Genomic DNA, 16717 nt, shown 5'->3' on the forward strand with positions numbered 1-16717 from the left:
TGCTTCCCCCTTCCACTGCGGTCAGCTTCCGCTGGGCACGTTGTGCAGGAACTCCAGGCGCTGCTGCGCCACCGACAGGTGCCGGCGGTCGAGGGACGGCAGGGCGCGCAGCAGGCGGATCAGCTCGGGTCCGCACTCGCGGGCCTGCCGCGGTTCGCTGATCTGCGTCCAGCAGTAGTGGGCGCTCTTGGCGGTGTTGAGGACCTCGGGGGCGTCCGGCGACTGGTGCGCGAGGCGGGTCCGTCCGGCGCTGATCCACAGCTGGGTGGCCAGCAGGAAGTTGCCCTGCTGTTTGGCGAGGTCGGCTCGGATCTCTACCCACTGTGTGGCCTGGGGGGAGTCGATGCCGTACGTCTGCAGCGTGTGGGTCTCCCATGCCTGGGCGAGGTGCGCGGCCTCGGTGAACTTCCGTTGCTGGGCGAGGGCGTAGATGTACGGGCGGGGGTCCTGCTGGGCAGGCGCGGGCGCCTGCTGGACGACCGGCTGCGGGGGTGCCTGCGGAGCCGGGGCAGTCGGCGGCGGGAACTGGAGCGACTCCACCGGTAGCGCGGCCGGTGCCGTCGGCTGCTGCTGCGGGGCCGGGGGTCGGGCCGGAGCGGCGCGCTCGCGCAGCTCGCGGATGAAGTCCATGTCCCCGTCGAGGATGCGCTGCACGCTGGTCTGGGGCGGCCGGGCGTCGCGCTCCTGGGCGGCCTGCTGCGCGGCGTATCGAGTGGCGATCCCCGGGGCGGCGATCTCGGGGGCGGTGGGCACGGTGAGGGCCCCGGGCGGGAGCGCCGCGGCGCCCACGGTCAGCGCGTGCAGCCGCGCGTTGGTGGGCCGCTGGGGGTTGCGGCGCAGCTGCTCGATCCAGGCCCGGGTGTAGGTGCTGACGTGGCTGTTGCCGGGCCCGGTGAACTCGGGCGGGACGACCGTGCCGTACACCTCGACGGAGTTGGGGGCGGGCAGGGAGCCGTACTCCTGCAGCAGGGGCCAAGAGCGCTTGTCGGCGGCAGCGTCGAGCAGCACGGTGGTCAGGCCGCGCGGGCGGTGGCGCAGTTCGGTGCCCAGCCACTCCCACGGCAGGGCCGTGTACCGGGCGGTGGACGTGGTCGTGCCGGCCAGCGCGAGGTAGAGCTGGTGGCCGCGCCGGTCGACGGTGAGGCGACCGGAGAGATAGACCAGCAACGGCCCGGGGGTGGCGGCTGCGGTGCGCAGCCGGGTCAGCAGGGCGTTCTGGTCGCGCACCCCGTCCAGATAGGTAGTGTCGCTGGGGACGTCGCTGCCGAGTAGGACAGGCACCGGGACGATCGACAGGGCGGCCAAGTTGGCGCTGGGCTCGATCTGGACGGTGCGGCGGCGCACGGCCGCGTCCCCGGCGATGAGAAGTACGTGTCCCCGCTGCTGCTCCACCCCGTTGATCTGCATATCAGCACCGTACTCACACGCGGAAAACCCCGGCGGACACTTTCCACCGGGGTTTTCCGTGCGGGCTGAGGGGGCCCTCTGGGTGCTACAGGTCGATCTCCTCGTCGTCCGCGCGCTCGGGCTCCTGCGGCCTGCTCAGCAGGTGCTCGGCCACCCTCTCGCCCAGGGCCTCCCGCGCCTTCTGGTCGCCGTGCTCCATGGCCTGGCGGAAGAGCGCCTGGTTCTCCGGGGAGTTGCTGAACACGTCGTACTCGGGGTGCTGGGTCCAGAACTCACTGATCGCAGCGTCGCGGGCCGCGTGCGTCGCCTCCTCGGCCGGGGAGAGCGACCTCGGGTTCTCCGGGATGATCCCGGCGGCCTCCGCGCCCGCGACGATCTGCTCGTCCCACACGCACGCGGCGTACTCCGGGTCTTCGCCCGACTCCTCGATGTACCGGACGCGCTGCTCCTCGCCGTACCCGGCGGCCGTCAGCTGGCGCTGGTAGGCGGCCTGCTGGTCATGCGGCGCGGGCTGGTCGGCGGTCACCGTGACGGGTGCCCACGGGTCCTCGGCGCCGTTGTGCTGCTCGCCGTTGTGCTTCTCGCCGTTCACAGGTCGATCTCCTCGTCGTCGTCGCGGTCGCGGTCCTGGCCGTTGTCGGCCGGAGGCGGGGTCGGCTCGAAGCTGCGGGGGTGGGTGGCGTGGTCCATGGCCCGCTCGGCAAACCCCTTGTCGCCGTCGCCGCGGTGTTCCTTCTCCGCCTCGGCGACCTCGTGGTGGTCCACGCCGGCGGCGTCGACCAGGTGCCGGGCGTGGGCGGCCTGCTGCTGGTAGGCGCTGATGTCGGCGGCGGTGACCTCCTGGCCGGCCGCGGTCTTCTCCTGCAACTCGGTGGCGGTCCGGTCGAGCTGGGCGAGGGCCGGGAGTAACCCGGCGATCTCCTCCTGGTGCTCGCGGACGTCCTGGTCCTCGGTCTGGGTGTCGCTCACGGTCGGGTCCCTTCTTCTCGGTGCCGGGGTCTCAGAAGTCGATGTCGAGGTCGTCGTCGACCTCCGGCGGCGCGGGGCCGGCGGCGGGCTCGTCGCGTACGAGTCGCAGGTGCCGCTCGGGCTGGCGTGCGGTCTCGGGCTCACGGGTGGGCTCGGGCGGCCACTCGGCGCCCTCGGGGCCGTGCACGGTCACCTCCTGGCCGGGGTGGACCTCGGCCTGGACGTGGCCCCGGTAGACCAGGGAGCCGCCGTCGAGGAACTGGAGGGCGGGGTGGGTGCGCGGGTCGTCGGCGGGCTTCACGGCGTCGCGCTCGGTCAGCGGCGCGGGGTCGACCGTGCGGCCGTCGATGGACAGTCCCTTCGGGGAGACCTCCACGGTGTGACCGCGCCATTGCCTGATCAGTCGCCCGACGGCGGCCGTGGGCTTCACCGCTGGCGTTCTTCGCGCTCGGCGGCGGACAGCTCAACCGGGGCCTTGTGCCCGGCGGCCTTGAGCAGCGCGGAGACGTTCAGCTCGTCGCCCGGGGCGACGGCGCGGGTCTCGCGGGCGTCGCTCGCAGCGACCAGGGCCTCGACGGTCTTGCTGATGGCCTCGACCCGGGCCACCTCGGTGCGGTGCTCCCACATCTTCTCGGCAACGCGGGTCTGGCCCTCGATCATGGCGACGGCCACCTGGGTGCGGCCCTCGGTCTCCGCCATGACGCGCTCGTGGCGCTGCTCGCGCTCCAGGCGGCGGTCGCCGCGCCACAGCGGGGCGCACACGGCGTATACGGCTGCGGTACCGACCAGCCACAGCAGGGCCCGCAGTGCGGAGTCCGGCGTCCATGCGGCCACGCCCAGCAGGGCGAGGGTCCCGCCGGCGGCGAACGCGAACCGAGTGGTCTCGGCCTCGCCGTTGGGCTTGGCGGCCGAGACGGTGCCCGCCGCGGCGGCGAGGGCGGCCAGCCCTCCGCTGATCCACAGCGGCTGGGTCGAGCCGTCGGGCAGCTGCTCGTGCCAGCCCCACGCCAGCGCGGTCGCCGCGGTGGTGACCAGTCCCGGCGCGAGGCGGCCGAAGTGCTCCCACAGGGCGCGGCCGGCCGACTTCACCGGCGGTAGGGGCTCGACGCTGGGCAGGTAGGGGGCGGTGATCTGCTGCTCGCGGCTGATCAGGTAGGCGGTCGGGTCGAAGAGGGTGGGCTCGTTCATGGGGTCACATCTCCATCTCGTGCTCGTGGGCGGGGGCGTCGGGGGTGCGGGCGGGAGCCGATGGGGCGGGCTCCTTGTCGCTGGCCAACTCCGGCTCGCGCTCGGCGTGCTGGATGCGCTGGCGGTCGGCGGCGACGGGCTCCAAGGCCTGCCCGGCGTGGTCGACCAGGGCGGAGACCGGCAGGGCCGGGTGGCGGGCGTAGTTGCGCAGGTCGTGACCGGCCGCGTCGAGCCGGTCGAGGGCGGCGGTGTGCAGGACCTGCTCGGCGGTGTAGGCGGCGGTGCCGCTCATCCCGGCCTCCTGCAGCTCGGCGAGGACCTGGTCGCTGGGCTGCGGCCCCGGGTGGCGCTGGGCCTCCCACGCGACTGTCAGTGGGTCGATGGGGGCGTGCCGCTCGTCGAGCGTGCGCATCGCCTGGTACACGGCGGCCAGCTGAGGGTGGGAGAAGTCCCGGTCCTCCAGCCAGCCGGTGACCTCGCGCAGCTGGCGGGGCTCGTAGAGCAGGGAGGCGACGGTCTCGCCCTCAGCCTGAATGTCGACCCGGGCCCGCCCGGTGCGGGGCACCGGGGTGACCTCCTGCTCGGGCGCGGTGTCGAGCAGGCTGCGCACGGTCTCCGGCGCGGTCTTCCAGGCGGCGTCCAGCTGGGCGAGGCGCTGCCCGGTCCGGTCGGCCTGCTCCAGCGCCTTGAGCGCCTGGTCGACCTCGGCCTGCCGGGCGGTGTCCCGCAACGTCTCGCCGGCATGCTCGACGGCCCGGTGGATCGCGGCCTCCAGCACCATCCCGCCGTACAGCGGGGCGGTCTTGGGGTTCGGGCAGACGCTGGCGTTGGCGAGGACGGACAGGCGGGACGGGGTGAGGGTCTGCCGGATGCCCGGCTCCTCGATCTTCGCCACGGCCGCGGTGACGGCGGCCGGGATCTCGGTCGGGGCGACCTTGGAGAAGTCGATCGAGTGCAGCGTCTGCCACAGGGCGGCGTAGTCCGGGCGGGAGAAGGTTCCCGGCGGTATCCAGCGCATTGAGGGCAGCGCCTCGGGGCGGTGCAGCATCGCCCCGAGCAGTGCTTCCTCGGCCTTGAGCGTCAGCTTCTTCACCGGGCCACTCCGCCCGGCTCGTACGGGTGCAGGGGTGCGACCGCCGGGAGGTACAGCGGGTGGCGCGGGTGACCGGCCTTGGTGGTGCCCAGGGCCCACAGCCGCGCGCCGTGGGCGGTGAGGGCCCTTTCGACGGTGGCGGCGCGCGGGAGCCTGCCCCACGCTCCCCAGCCGACGGTGAGGTCGCGGGCGGCCTCGGCGAGCAGCTGCAGCAGCGCGTCGTTGTGGGCGCCGATGGTGTCGAGCAGCCCGGTGGCGAGGACGCCGGGATCGGTGGACCGGACGGCGAACAGGTTGGCCAGCACCAGCCCGCCGTGCCCGTCGCGCTGGGCGAAGCCGACCAGTCGCCGGACTGTGGGGTCGTCCTGGTCGGCGGTGGCCATAGACGGGTTGAGCAGGACGTACACGCGGTGCGGGCCGGGTGCCCAGGTGCGGGTCAGGGCGTAGCGGTGGACCAGGTTGGGGCTGAACACGGCGGTGCCGGCGGTGCTCTGCTGATGGGTCAGGCCCCGGCTGGTGGCCCATGCCTGGATCTGCTCGGGCAGCGTCACGGCGTCACCTCCGCCGCGTCGGCCAGCTCGGCGAGCACGCGTGCGTGGCACGGCTCGCCCTCGGGGCACCAGCAGCCCAGCCGCTGGCCCTTGAGCCGGGGAAGTTCGCGCTCGACCAGGTCGCGGTGCTGGTCGAGCCACAGGCGGTACTTGGCGACGACGTCCTCGGCGGTGCCGTGCTTGCCGACCACGTACGGATTGGCGAGCAGGTGGCCGGCGAGGCGCCACCCGCCCTGGTACATCGGGCGGCCGACGTAGACGACGCCCTGGATCTCGGGGTCGTCGCGGCGGCCCTTGAGGCACACCACCGTGGTGGGCCCGGGGGCGGCCTGCTTCTGGTGCTCTTCTTCGAAGAGGTCGAAGCCCAGCTGCAGCCCGCCGTTCATCTCGGGGTCGAACCGCTTGGCGGCGCTCATGCCAGCACCTCCCGGACCCGCTCGGCCAGCCAACGGGCGGACGGCGGCGGGAAGGCGTTGCCGATCTGCCGGTTGACCTCGGTGCTGGTCCCGGCGAACTGGTGGGAGTCGGGGAAGCCCTGGCCGCGGGCCTTCTCCCGGTTGGTGAACATCCGCACCCGGCAGTCGTCGAGCGTCGTGCCGGCGGGTTCCACGTACATGTGGTGGTTGCCCTCGGCGGTGAACGCGGGCGCGGCCTCGTCGAGGCTCTGCACGGTGCTGTGGTTGCGCAGGATGACCAGGAACGGCTTGCCCTCGTACCGGCGCAGCCCCAGCTCGACCTTGGCGCGGGTGGTGGCGGCGTACGGGCGGAACTTCTTGCCCGGCTTGCCGTCGCCGAAGCGGCGGGTGGGCGCGGACAGGTCGAGGACGTCGCCGATCGGCCGGGTCAGGGGGACGACCTCGCGGTGCCCGCAGCGCCGGTTCGGGCAGATGTAGCGGTAGCCCTCGCCGTACGTGGCGGTCTTCCGCATCCGGGGGCGGGCCCACTGCTGGATCGCCCGGACGTCGCCGCAGTGCCCGCACACGGCCCGGGGCCGGGGCCGCAGGTCCGGGCGGGGCAGGCCCTTGCGGGTGAGGACGAACGCGATGCGGTGGCGGTGCTGCGGCGCCGCGGTGAAGTCCTCGCCGTCCAGGTGTGCGGCGTCGAAGGACACCAGCGTCGGGAACTTGCCCAGTTTGTCGAAGATCCGCAGCCAGTCGTCGAACAGGTTCCAGCGGGTGGCGAACCCGGGGACGTTCTCCCCGGCGATGACGTCGTACTGGCCGCACTCGTCGGCGCGGACCAGGTCCCACGCGGTGGCCCTCGTCTGCGACCAACTGACGGGCCGGGCCGTGAGGTCGTCCTGCTCCACGACGTCGTCGGCCTCCTCGACCGCGTCGTCCAGCGTGGCCACCTGCGGGGCACTGTTCCCGCCCGCCGGCGCGGCCTCCTTGCAGATCGGGGAGCCGACCAGGACCCGGGCGTAGGGCAGGCGCCGCATGTCGAGGGTGTGGACGTTCTCGCACTCGGCGCGCACGCCGGGGAAGTTCAGCCGGACGGTGGCGACGGCCGGCGGGGCGTGGTTGAACGCGGACCGCGCGCGGAACCCGGCGGCGCGGAACCCGGCGAGGTCGCCCCCGCCCCCGGTGAACAGGTGGTTGGCCGTGCTCATCGCGCGCCCTCCCACTCGGCGTCGGTGGCGAGGGCGGCGGCCGTGGCGTCGTCCAGCTGCAGGCGCACGGTCTCCAGCACCTGCTCCGGCGGCGTCCACAGCTGCAGCGCGCCGGTGGCGGGCACCGGCAGCGGCAGGGCGGTGACCTGGTCGAGCTGCCAGTGGTGGTGGCCGGGCATGGACCACGCGGTGCACGCCCCGTCGTCCGGGTGGCAGTCGACGATCCGGGCGACCGCAATGACGGCGCCCAGGTCGAGCTGCAGCCCGCGCACGATGGCGCTCATGGGCGCGTGCCGGTTGGCGGTGGGGTCAGGCTTCGCCGCGCTGTGGATGAGGACGGCACCCCGGTGCGGGGTCGTCCAGGTGCGGTTTTCCACCCGCTTGTCAGCGTGGGCGATGGCGCTGGCCCAGGGCTGGCGGACGGTCAGCGCGCGGATCATGCCAGCCCCCGGAACGCCCTGGCGATGCCGAAGAGCACGATGGCCGTGACAACGACCGCGATCATCGTTCCTCGGCCGCTCGCGGTGACGACCTTGCCCAGTTGCAGCGGCACCTTGATGGCGACGACCACGATCGTGGCCACGTACGTCAGGAACGCGGCGCCGATGGTGTTGCCGATGCCCGCGCCGACATGGACGGCGAGCAGGGCTCCCAGCGTGCCCGCGAGGATGGCAACCAGGGCGGTGATCCGCTCGGCGGTGAAGTTCTCGGCGGCCTTCATCGGGTCACCGCCAGCCGCGGGCCGGGGACGAAGCTCTGGAAGTCGGCGGCCTCGACCGCTCGCAGGCAGGCCGTCATGCGGGCGGCGGCGTCCTCGGGGTGCTTGCCGTAGTCGTAGGCGACCTCGGCGACCGCGAGCGCGGCGCCCTCGGGGCCCAGCCGGTCGGCGGCCTCGTGGATCAGCTCGCGGGTCCGAGCCGGGTTCGTGGCGAACGCGGCGACGGGGGCCTGGGAGACGAACAGGAACGTGGCGAGCGTCGTGGTGACGCGCGAGGTGGAACGCACAGCAGCCTCCAAGAAGGAGAGAAGAGAGGGGGCGCTGCCCGCCCCGGGCCTGACCGGAGCCGGGCCCGGGGCGGAGCGAGCGGGGCGGGTCAGCGGCTGGCCGGGGTGGACGTCGCGGGGGCCGGGGCCGGGCTCTCGGCGGCGGCCTTCATGGCGGCGACCTGGGCGGCAGCGCGCTCGGCGGCCTGGCGGGCCTCCTCGGCGCTGCGCAGGTACGCGCTGGCGGCGGGGTCCTGGATGACGGCGGCCACTGCGGTCAGCCGACCAGCAGCGCGGTGCGGCCGTGCGGGCGCGCGGGCTGCGGGGAGTCCTGCCGGCCGTCCCGCTCGTGCGGGGTCGGGCGCAGGGGCAGCTGAGGCTTGGTCTCGGCGTGCACGGGGTTGTCGCAGGTGACGACGCCGTTGCGGGTGACGACGCGCTCGAAGTCGCGGCAGTCGCGGCACTTCGGCCCGATGCGGCCTGCGACGGCGAGGCGGGGCCCGGCGACGACCGGCAGGGCGCGGATGCCCTCGGGCGACAGGCGCAGGGCGGGGAGGTCGTCCACCTGGACGGTGAAACCGGGGATGAGGCTGAGAGACTGAATCACGGAGATCCCTCCAAGTCAGGGGTGTCCCAAACCCGGGAGGCGTTCGACGCGCCTGTCCGGGGTCGGCCGGCGGCTGCAACCGCCGGCCAGAGAGAGGGTCAGGGCCTGCAAGCCCTGGCCCTCTCTCGTGCTTGCAGGACCAACATAACCCCCAGACCTTTGAACTTCAAGACCCTTGAACTCTTGGAGTTTTGCGATTAGGTTGATCTCGACACCGATTGAAGGGAGTAGCGGATGGGATTCGCCCCCGCGGTCCGCGAGCGAGCACCGGTACGGCGTACGGTGCCGGGCGCCCGGACCCATAACCTCTTGGAGTCCATGACTCCACGACCCCAAGGGGGACCACAAATGGCGGGCAACTCGGCGAAGCGCAAGGCCGTGCAGTCCGAAGAGCGGCCCAAGTGGGTGCCGCTGCGCGAGGACCAGCACAGCGAGCTGTCCACCATCGCGCGGGAGCTGATGCTGGCCCGGTCGCAGAAGACAGAGCGGCTCACTGAGAACACCGTGATCCGCGTGGCCGTTGACCTGGTGATCCGGCACCCGGAGCTGCTGGTCGGTGACACGGAGGACGACCTGCGCACGAACATGCTCGAACGGTTCGAGCAGCTGCTGGAGCGGGAGCGTGAGCTGCTGGCCGGCGGCACCGAAGGGGACCCGGGGGAGGGCCAGTGACCTCAGCAGCCACCAAACCCATCGACTGGCGGGGAGCGGCCGAACGGCTCGTCAACGGCACCCCTGCCTGGGCGCTGGCCGTCATCGGCGGTGCCGTGCTCATCACGGTGCTGGTTGTCGGCTTCCTGACCCTGTCCCGGCTCAGCCGCCGCAAGACGGAGCGGGAGCAGCACCGCCGCGAGGTCCTCGCGCTGGCGAAGGAGCAGGGCCAGCCCGCGCCGGCGGAACCGCTGCGGATGGACCCTAAGCCCCTCCTCGGCGGCATCGCGGTCAGCCTGTACGGCCTGTGGGGCTTCGCCACCGGAACGCTCGACCTGCCCATGTTCTTCGCCATCGGCTTCGTGTCGATGTTCGATGTGCTGGAACTGCGGCTGTTCGCGCTGATGTACAAGTCGGCGGACCCGAACAAGGGCTGGACTCCGCAGCTGCGGCTGCTGCAGGCCACGGCCTGGGGCTTCGTCGCGGCCTCCGCCATCGCCAACATCGCGCACGCCCCCAACGCCATCGCGGCGCCCTTCATGGCGCTCATGCCGATCGGCGCGGCCTGGGTCATCGAGCTGGACCTGCGCCGGGCCCTGGCTGGCAAGGAAGCGGAAGAGAAGCCGCAGCAGCAGGGCACCAAGCCCGGCCCGTTCCGGCTTGCTGCACTGCTCTGGCGGCGGCTGTGGGCGTGGTGCTTTCGCGTGGCCGGCCTGGACGTGAACGACCGGGCCGACGAGATGGTCCGCCGGGCCCGCGCCCGGGACGCTGCGGACGCCTCGTACGAACTGCGCAAGGCGCTCAAGGAGAAGGAGCACCTGGAGGCGGCCGTCGGCGGCACCGTTGTGGTGCGCGGCCGGGGCAAGGTCTCGGAGGAGCAGAAGCGCCTCGACGCGCTGAACCGGGCGCTGGAGAAGAAGATCCGGCCCAAGGCACAGACTGCGCTGGAGCTGGCGGACACTCAGGACCCGGAGCAGGGCCTGCAGCTCATGCAGCGGATGGCCTGGCTGACCCGCGCCGACGACGTCGCATTGCTGGACTACGGACCCGACAGCACCGCCATGGAGCTGCTGGAAGAGCTGAACATCGCGGCGAACGCCGACTTCGTGAAGTCCCGCAAGCGGGCCCAGGAAGCCGACCAGAAGGCGGCGGAGGCGGAGAAGGTCCGGCTCGACGCCGAAAAGGCGGTCGCAGAAGCCGCGGAGAAGTTGGCGGCCGTGGAGAAGGTGCTGGAGGAGACCCGCAAGCAGGCGGAGGAGTCCCAGCAGAAGGCGGCGGCCGAACGGGAGGCGGAGGAGAAGCGCCTCAAGGCCCTGCGGGAGGAGCGGACGCGGCTGGAGTCCAGCGACGCCACGGCGGCCCAGCTCTACCAGAAGACGGCTGAGGAACTGGACGCGCTCAAGGGCCAGATGATCGGGCTGCAGGAAGAGCGCGGCAGGCTCGCCACCGCCTACGAGCAGGTGCAGAAGCAGGCCCAGGAAGCCAGCGAGAAGGCGCTGCGCCTCGAAGGGGAGCAGCAGGCGCTGACTATCCGGCTGGAGACCCTGCAGGCGGAGCGGGCGCGGTTCGAGACGGAGGCCACCAATGCGCTCAAGGAAGCCGAAGAAGCACGCAACGAGACGGAGGAAGCCCGGCGGGAGCTGGTGCGCCTGCAGGGCCAGCTGACCGCGCTGGAGAAGGTGCAGCAGGCAGTGCCGGCGCGGGTTCCGGGCGGTGCCCGGGTGCAGGCCACGGTCGACGAAGACCAGAAGGCGACCCGCGACCAGATCCGCACGGCCCTGGAGAAGCTGACCCCGGAGCAGCGGGAGCTGTCCCAGCGGGAGCAGGCGGTCCTGATCGAGCCGCACGTCCCGGTGAAGGCGGACTCGATCCGCCGGCACCTGCGGGCGATTGCCCGGGAGAACCAGCCCGGCCTGCCGGGGCAGCGCGACGACGAAGACGACGACGAGTGAGCGGGGGAGTCGGCGGACTCTGTCCACAGGCCCGATTTCCCAGGATGAGCCAGACCCAGCTGTCCGGTCTGGCGGGCAATCTGCCCAGGTCCTCCCGCCAGACGGGAAGCCGCGCACCAGTGCGCGACAGGACCGCAACGATCGGTGAAATCCATGCCGTACTTGTCAGTGCAGCGACGTATACAGACAGGAGTGGCCCCGGTGGTGCATGAAGAGCTTGGCGGCTACTGCACCACCGGGGCACCGACGAAGGAGACCTTCGTGAACGACAACAGTAAGGCCAGCGTCCTGATCGACTCGACCAACCAGTCCGCCCCCGCCGAGGCCGAGGTCACCGCCGTCCTGGCGGCCGGGAAGACGGAAGAGGGCTGGAAGCCCATTGAGGGCGACACGCTCAAGAACGTGCTGTTCACCCCGCGTCCGGTCTTTCACCGCCCCACGGTGCGGCTGACGGCCCTGACCGTCCCCGCCACCCTGCTCGCTACCGAGACGACGACGCAGGACACCGACCCCGGCGGGATGCTCGGCACCATCTTCGGGGGCCTGGTCGACGCCGGTGGCACCCTGTTCGATGCGCAGCCGCTGCTGGTGACGGCTATGGCGGTCGGCCTGGTCGGCGCCGGTTACATGAAGCTCAGGGGCGATTTCGACTTCACCCGCGAGACCGACGGTTTCGCCCCCAAGAGCAAGCTGAACAAGGCGCTCGGCGCCCGCCAGCTGGTCAAGAAGCGCAACGTGCTGCGCCCCAGCCTGGCGAAGGTGCCGGCGCGGAAGGTGGACACCAACGCGGTCGGCACCTACCTGGGCAAGGACCGCAAGACGGGCCTGCACCTGTACATGGCGATCGAGGACAGCTCCGTGATGGTCGCCCCGCCCGGCGCGGGCAAGACGGCGAAGCTGGCCAACTGGATCATCGACGCACCCGGCGCGGTCCTGGCGACGTCGGTGAAGGTGGACATCGTCGATCTGACGGAGAAGCTCCGTGCCCGGGTCGGCCGCATCCTGATCTGGAACCCGCAGGCCATCGGCGGCCGGGACTCAAACGTGGCCTGGGACCCGGTGATCGGCTGCTCGGACCCGGAGCACGGCGTCGAGCGGGCGATGCGCCGCGCCAACTACCTGCTCGACGGCTCCGACGCCACCCGTGGCGTGGAGAACCGCAACTTCTGGGAGACGGCCAGCTACTCGGTGCTCAAGGCGTTCTTGTGGGCGGCCGACGCGGAGGACCTGACCCTGCTGGACGTGGCCCGCTGGTCCAAGAGCTTCCGCAACCACGAAGCCATCGACATCCTGGCGAAGTACGAGCACCCCGACCCCTACAACCCGTCCCGGCCGGTCGCCCCGCGCGGCTGGCGCGACGACCTGCTCCAAGTGCAGAAGGTCGAGGGCAAGCCGACCACGGGCGAGAACGTCTTCGGGACGCTGTCCAAGACGTTCATGTTCCTCGACACCCCGCAGATCCAGAAGGTGATCGAGAACGCGCACAAGGGCGACGGCCTCTTCGACATCCGCGGCTACCTGCAGTCGCAGGACACCCTGTACCTGCTGGGCCGGGACACCGGCCGGGGCGGCATCGGCCCGCTGTTCAGCTGCCTCACGGGTGAGATCTACGAAGCGGCCCGGGAGCTGGCGCCGCTGCAGCGCGGCGGGCGGCTGGACGCGCCCTGGTCGCTGATCCTCGACGAAGCGGCGCTGATCTGCTCGGTGCCGCTGGAGAAGTGGACCTCGGACAGCCGCGGCCTGGGTATCGCCATCCACGCGGTGTTCCAGTCGCGCTCGCAGATGCGGGAGCGCTACGGCCGGGAGGCGGCGAAGACGATCTGGACCAACATGGTCAAGCTCGTGCTCGGCGGCCTGGCCGACGAAGAGGACCTCAAGGGCCTGTCAGAGCTGTGCGGCCGGCACAAGGAGAAGCGGGAGTCGCACTCGAACTCCCCGGGCCCGGACGGCACCATGCGCCAGTCCTCCTCGTACACCTGGGTTGAGGTCGACACCATGACCCCGGCGGACATCATGAACCTGGAGCCGGGCGAGATCCTGGTGCTGCGCCGCAACATCGGCGGCCCGGTCGTCGTCCGCTACGTGGCGGTGTGGGACCGCAAGGACGTCAAGGCCGTGGAGAAGCAGGAGAAGCGGGACGCAAAGGCGCAGCTCAAGGCGCGCAAGCGCAAGGACGCCACGGTGCCCGCGTACACGGCGCCCGTCGCGGCTCCGCTGGTCGAGGACCCGGCGGACCTGTGGGCACCGCCGGAGCCTGCCAGCCCGTGGGCGCCGTCGGCCGCGGCCGGTGACACCAGCCCGTGGACGGCGGACCCGGCGGCCAGTGGCTGGGCTTCCGGCCCGCTGCCCGGCCCGCGTGACCACTTGCAGGTCGTGCGCGGCGAGGTCGTCCCGCCGGTGCCCCCGATGCCGGAGCACCCGCCGGTGATCCCGGAGCAGCCGAGCTTCGCCCCGACCCGGCACCTGGAGCAGGTGCCGCCGCAGCCGGAGCCACAGGAGCAGCCCGGGACCGCGCCGGCGTCGGTGCCGCTGCGCAAGACCGGCACCGACGACTCGGCGGCCAGTGAGGACCCGTACGCCGGGTTCGAGGACGTTGACGACGACCTGGGCGGCCTGTGATGGCGGAGATGAAGCTCGACCCGATGGAGATGCTGCTGCGGCTGACGGGTGACCTGTCGGCCGTACGCACCCGCGTCACTGAGCTGGAGGACCAGAAACTCAGCGAGGCACTCGACGGGCTCGACACGAAGGTGGGACAGCTCAAGGAGACGCTGGCGGCCGTCGTCGAGGCCATCCGGCAGATCCAGGCGGACCCGGAGGAAGAGGAAGCACCCGACTGGCCCGGCACCACGCCGAACTGGATGGACGACCTCGACCAGGAGCAGGCCCGGGTCCTGTGGGACTGGCTCACGGAGTGGTGCCAGAACAAGCTGTGGCCGTTCTACGCCCAAGAGGTGTGGAAGCCCTGCTGGTACAAGCACCCGCGGCTGCGTATCGAGCTGACCTCCCTGTGCGCGAACTGGTACTGGTCGTACGCGAAGGGGGCGCCGCCCACCCGGGTCTCGGAGTGGCACGCGAGGTGGTGGCCGCACGTCGAGAAGGTGCTGCGGGAGGAACTGAAGAAGTGCGGGATGCCCCGTGACGACCTCAAGAACCCCAAGCACCCGGTGCCGGTGCCGATCGTGCCCACGGAGGCCAACCCGAACCCGCCGGCGCCGCCGTTCACCGAAGAGGACTTCGCCGAACCGGGCTTCCTGGCGGCGGTGGAGAAGGACATCGCCCGGCGCCCGGCGCCGGAGAAGGAAGCTGACTGAGCCGCAGCAGCCACCACGCGGAGGGGGAGTCACCCAAATTTGGGTGACTCCCCCTCCGCGTTGCCCGGGTCTCGCCCTACCGGTCCTTGAGGACCTCGTCGGCCGCGTACGCGATGGACAGGGCCGCGGTGCTGATGTCCTTCAACGTCTCGGTGGGCGCGTCGTGCAGGGCGCCCGCCTCGATCTCGGCCAGCAGCCCCTGCAGCAGGTCACGGGTCTGGATCGCCTGGTGCGGGGGCGGATCGTCCACGATCTCGGCATCGACCACCGACTCGTCGCCGTCGCCGGCCGGGGCCTCGCCGGTCGAGTCACCCAAATTTGGGTGACCTCCGGTCACGGGACCGCTCTGCTCCTGGGCGGCGGTCTCGACGTCCGCCGGGGCCGCTTCCTTCTTCCTGGACCGCGCCGGTTTGGGCTTCGGCTTCGCCTCGATGGCCTGCTGGAAGGTTTTCGAGGTCGTCAGCGCCGGCGGCTCGGCGGCCCGCGCCAGCTCGACCAGGCCGTCGACCACGTCGGCCGTGACCCGGTGGCGGCGTTCGGCGGCCCACCCCCGCAGCGCCACGTATGCGCGGGCGGTCAACTCCTGGCCGTGCTGCTCGACCATCGGCAGCAGCCGGTGGACGTGGGAGTCGGGGATGGCTCGGGGCCGGTCCTGCTGCTCGGTGATGGCCTTGAGCAGGGGCCACTGCTGAATGCGCCGGTTGACCTCCGATTCAGACTCCCCGAACCGGTCCTCGCAGTAGTCCGGCCACGTCCGCCCGTCCCGGCGGTACAGGCGCCGGGAGCGGACGGCGTGCGCGGCCTTCCACTTCATCCACTCGGCCCGGTTGCCGTTGGCGAACGCGGCTTCGCAGTGCCCCAGGTCGTCGACCTCCTGGGGCGTCAAGTCACCCTCGGTGTCGACCTCGACCTCGACGGGCTCGGGGATCAGGTCCGGCGTGAACGGCTGGGGCCGGTACGGCTCCGGTGCGGTGCTCGTCGGCGACGGGTCGACCTCTCCGGCCGGCGCAGGGACGGCGGGCGCGGCCCTCTCCGTCCCGCCTTCTCGATCTGTCTCCTGCGCCTCGGCCTTCCGCCGGGCCTCGGCCGCGGCGCTGCGCTGTGCTCGAATCTCCTGCCGGGTGGGGCTCACCGGCTGACCTCCTAGTCGCCAACGGGCAGCAGCCCGCGCTTCTTCATCTCCGTCACCAGCGCACCGAACGCGGTCTTGGCTGCCCCCTCCACCGGGGCTCCCATGGAGTCGCCGAAGCGCTCACTGCGCGGGATGACCGTGGTGAACACCTCGTATCCCTCCTTGGCCATCTCCTCGCGGTAGTAGCCAGTCGACGACGCGTTCGCCACGGTGCGGTTGAGCAGCACCCACGTCTCGGGCCTCTTGCCGGTGGCCCTCAGCGGGGCACTGCTCGCCAGGATGTCCTTGAACGACTTGGCGGTCTCCGGCTCACAGATGCGCTCCCAGTCGGCAGCGGTCGGCGACATGTGCAGGATCACCAGGTCGGCGACACGGAGAATGGAGTCCGCGATGAAGATGTGGTTCTCGGTGTGTCCGCAGTCCACCATCGCGATGGTCTTCCCCGTCGGCGGCACGACCTTCGTGTGGAACTTGGCGTCAGCCTGCAAGTGCACGGGGAAAGCGAAGTTCCCCTTCTCCGGCTGGCTCCAGCTCCAGAATTGCTTGCTGTGGTCGGCGTCGTACCCGACGACCTCGTAGCCTTCCTCGTCCTCCAGCAGGGCGTGCGACAGCCACCCGGTGTCGGTGGTCTTGCCCGTCGTGCGGGGCGACATGTTCGCGATGAGCATGGCCGGAGCCTATTGGCACAGCCGAGATCAACACATCACGGACGCCCTCTTCCGCCCCCATAAGACCCGCTTGATACGCAAGAACCCGCCCCCGGCCGGGGGCGGGCTCGTCCGGACGCGTGCGGGCCAGTCAGGTCTCCCACACCGCCCAGGGCTGGTCCTGAGTGGCGCCGCGCAGCCACATCGCGGCGTGCTGCACACCGTTGGCGTACCGGCGGCGCGGCCCGCGCATCGCGGTCTCGGCCTCGTCGTCCTCGGCGCGCAGCTGCCGGGCGTCGGGGATGCCGGCGGCGCGGTCTGAGATCGGGCTGCGGCCCTGGCCGACGGCCCACCGGTAGGTCGCCCGTACGCCCTCGTGGAACTCCTCCAGCTGGTAACCCGTCCGCACGGCGTGCTCGATGTTGTCGAGCAGCGCGGTGACCTCGGCCAGCGTGCGCCGGCCGACCAGCGGCTCCGCGGGCGCGTCTGGCGGCGGGGCGGTCTGCTGCGCCGCGGTTGCTCCGGCCGGCGGCGTGGCGCCCGGCCCGTTCCACATCGGGTAGTCAGCCATACAGGCACGGTAGCGGGCGGCACGGACAGCGGGCAGGCAGTA

Annotated in this window: 21 protein-coding genes; 4 read left to right on the top strand and 17 right to left on the bottom strand. The window is 71.9% G+C overall.

Going from position 1 to position 16717, the window contains the following annotated elements:
• Positions 1-21: 21 nt before the first annotated feature.
• From K7787_RS23655 to K7787_RS23720, 14 genes are all read right to left on the bottom strand, one after another.
• Positions 22-1407, bottom strand: a complete 1386-nt coding sequence (locus tag K7787_RS23655; RefSeq protein ID WP_223002854.1) for a hypothetical protein — start codon at positions 1405-1407, stop codon at positions 22-24.
• Positions 1408-1492: 85 nt separating this feature from the next.
• Positions 1493-1999, bottom strand: coding sequence for a hypothetical protein (locus tag K7787_RS23660; RefSeq protein WP_223002855.1), 507 nt, complete (start codon positions 1997-1999; stop codon positions 1493-1495).
• Entirely contained in the window at positions 1996-2376 is a 381-nt protein-coding gene (locus K7787_RS23665; protein ID WP_223002856.1) for a hypothetical protein, read from the bottom strand. Before K7787_RS23665 ends, K7787_RS23660 begins: the two co-directional genes overlap by 4 nt.
• A gap of 31 nt (positions 2377-2407) precedes the next feature.
• Complete coding sequence (locus K7787_RS23670) at positions 2408-2806, bottom strand: hypothetical protein (RefSeq protein ID WP_223002857.1); 399 nt, start codon at positions 2804-2806, stop codon at positions 2408-2410.
• The gene (locus tag K7787_RS23675; protein WP_223002858.1) at positions 2803-3564 is read right to left on the bottom strand and encodes a hypothetical protein; all 762 of its coding nucleotides are present in this window, start codon (positions 3562-3564) and stop codon (positions 2803-2805) included. The genes K7787_RS23670 and K7787_RS23675 overlap by 4 nt, the downstream gene beginning before the upstream one ends.
• A gap of 4 nt (positions 3565-3568) precedes the next feature.
• On the bottom strand, positions 3569-4657 hold the full coding sequence (locus K7787_RS23680) for a DnaB-like helicase N-terminal domain-containing protein (RefSeq protein WP_308036451.1): 1089 nt from the start codon (positions 4655-4657) through the stop codon (positions 3569-3571).
• Positions 4654-5208: a DUF1643 domain-containing protein gene (locus K7787_RS23685; RefSeq protein ID WP_223002859.1), complete on the bottom strand. Its 555-nt coding sequence runs from the start codon at positions 5206-5208 to the stop codon at positions 4654-4656. Before K7787_RS23685 ends, K7787_RS23680 begins: the two co-directional genes overlap by 4 nt.
• Positions 5205-5624 (bottom strand): DUF4326 domain-containing protein, encoded by a 420-nt coding sequence (locus tag K7787_RS23690; protein WP_223002860.1) that lies wholly within the window; start codon positions 5622-5624, stop codon positions 5205-5207. The genes K7787_RS23685 and K7787_RS23690 overlap by 4 nt, the downstream gene beginning before the upstream one ends.
• Positions 5621-6817: a DNA cytosine methyltransferase gene (locus K7787_RS23695; protein WP_223002861.1), complete on the bottom strand. Its 1197-nt coding sequence runs from the start codon at positions 6815-6817 to the stop codon at positions 5621-5623. Before K7787_RS23695 ends, K7787_RS23690 begins: the two co-directional genes overlap by 4 nt.
• Positions 6814-7257: an ASCH domain-containing protein gene (locus K7787_RS23700; RefSeq protein ID WP_223002862.1), complete on the bottom strand. Its 444-nt coding sequence runs from the start codon at positions 7255-7257 to the stop codon at positions 6814-6816. The genes K7787_RS23695 and K7787_RS23700 overlap by 4 nt, the downstream gene beginning before the upstream one ends.
• Positions 7254-7538 carry a hypothetical protein gene (locus K7787_RS23705; RefSeq protein WP_223002863.1) on the bottom strand — a complete coding sequence of 95 codons (285 nt, stop codon included), beginning with the start codon at positions 7536-7538 and terminating at the stop codon, positions 7254-7256. The genes K7787_RS23700 and K7787_RS23705 overlap by 4 nt, the downstream gene beginning before the upstream one ends.
• The gene (locus K7787_RS23710; protein WP_223002864.1) at positions 7535-7822 is read right to left on the bottom strand and encodes a hypothetical protein; all 288 of its coding nucleotides are present in this window, start codon (positions 7820-7822) and stop codon (positions 7535-7537) included. The genes K7787_RS23705 and K7787_RS23710 overlap by 4 nt, the downstream gene beginning before the upstream one ends.
• Positions 7823-7911: 89 nt before the next feature.
• On the bottom strand, positions 7912-8073 hold the full coding sequence (locus K7787_RS23715; protein ID WP_223002865.1) for a hypothetical protein: 162 nt from the start codon (positions 8071-8073) through the stop codon (positions 7912-7914).
• A gap of 5 nt (positions 8074-8078) precedes the next feature.
• Complete coding sequence (locus K7787_RS23720) at positions 8079-8408, bottom strand: hypothetical protein (RefSeq protein WP_308036452.1); 330 nt, start codon at positions 8406-8408, stop codon at positions 8079-8081.
• Positions 8409-8756: 348 nt separating this feature from the next.
• On the opposite strand from K7787_RS23720, the gene K7787_RS23725 reads away from it, so the two are divergent.
• From K7787_RS23725 to K7787_RS23740, 4 genes are all read left to right on the top strand, one after another.
• On the top strand, positions 8757-9080 hold the full coding sequence (locus K7787_RS23725; protein WP_223002866.1) for a chromosome segregation ATPase: 324 nt from the start codon (positions 8757-8759) through the stop codon (positions 9078-9080).
• Complete coding sequence (locus tag K7787_RS23730) at positions 9077-11011, top strand: hypothetical protein (RefSeq protein WP_223002867.1); 1935 nt, start codon at positions 9077-9079, stop codon at positions 11009-11011. Before K7787_RS23725 ends, K7787_RS23730 begins: the two co-directional genes overlap by 4 nt.
• Positions 11012-11272: 261 nt before the next feature.
• Positions 11273-13630, top strand: a complete 2358-nt coding sequence (locus tag K7787_RS23735; protein WP_308036454.1) for a type IV secretory system conjugative DNA transfer family protein — start codon at positions 11273-11275, stop codon at positions 13628-13630.
• Positions 13631-13638: 8 nt separating this feature from the next.
• Positions 13639-14325 (top strand): hypothetical protein, encoded by a 687-nt coding sequence (locus tag K7787_RS23740; protein WP_247721215.1) that lies wholly within the window; start codon positions 13639-13641, stop codon positions 14323-14325.
• 76 nt (positions 14326-14401) lie between these two features.
• Here the strand turns inward: K7787_RS23740 and K7787_RS23745 are convergent, their stop codons facing one another.
• The 3 genes from K7787_RS23745 to K7787_RS23755 form a co-directional block, all read right to left on the bottom strand.
• Positions 14402-15457, bottom strand: coding sequence for a hypothetical protein (locus tag K7787_RS23745; RefSeq protein WP_223002870.1), 1056 nt, complete (start codon positions 15455-15457; stop codon positions 14402-14404).
• 11 nt (positions 15458-15468) lie between these two features.
• Complete coding sequence (locus tag K7787_RS23750) at positions 15469-16125, bottom strand: ParA family protein (RefSeq protein WP_223002871.1); 657 nt, start codon at positions 16123-16125, stop codon at positions 15469-15471.
• 130 nt (positions 16126-16255) lie between these two features.
• Positions 16256-16675, bottom strand: coding sequence for a hypothetical protein (locus K7787_RS23755; RefSeq protein ID WP_223002872.1), 420 nt, complete (start codon positions 16673-16675; stop codon positions 16256-16258).
• Positions 16676-16717 lie beyond the last annotated feature (42 nt).

It is taken from the genome of Streptomyces sennicomposti (assembly GCF_019890635.1).
GTDB classification, from domain to species: domain Bacteria; phylum Actinomycetota; class Actinomycetes; order Streptomycetales; family Streptomycetaceae; genus Streptomyces; species Streptomyces sennicomposti.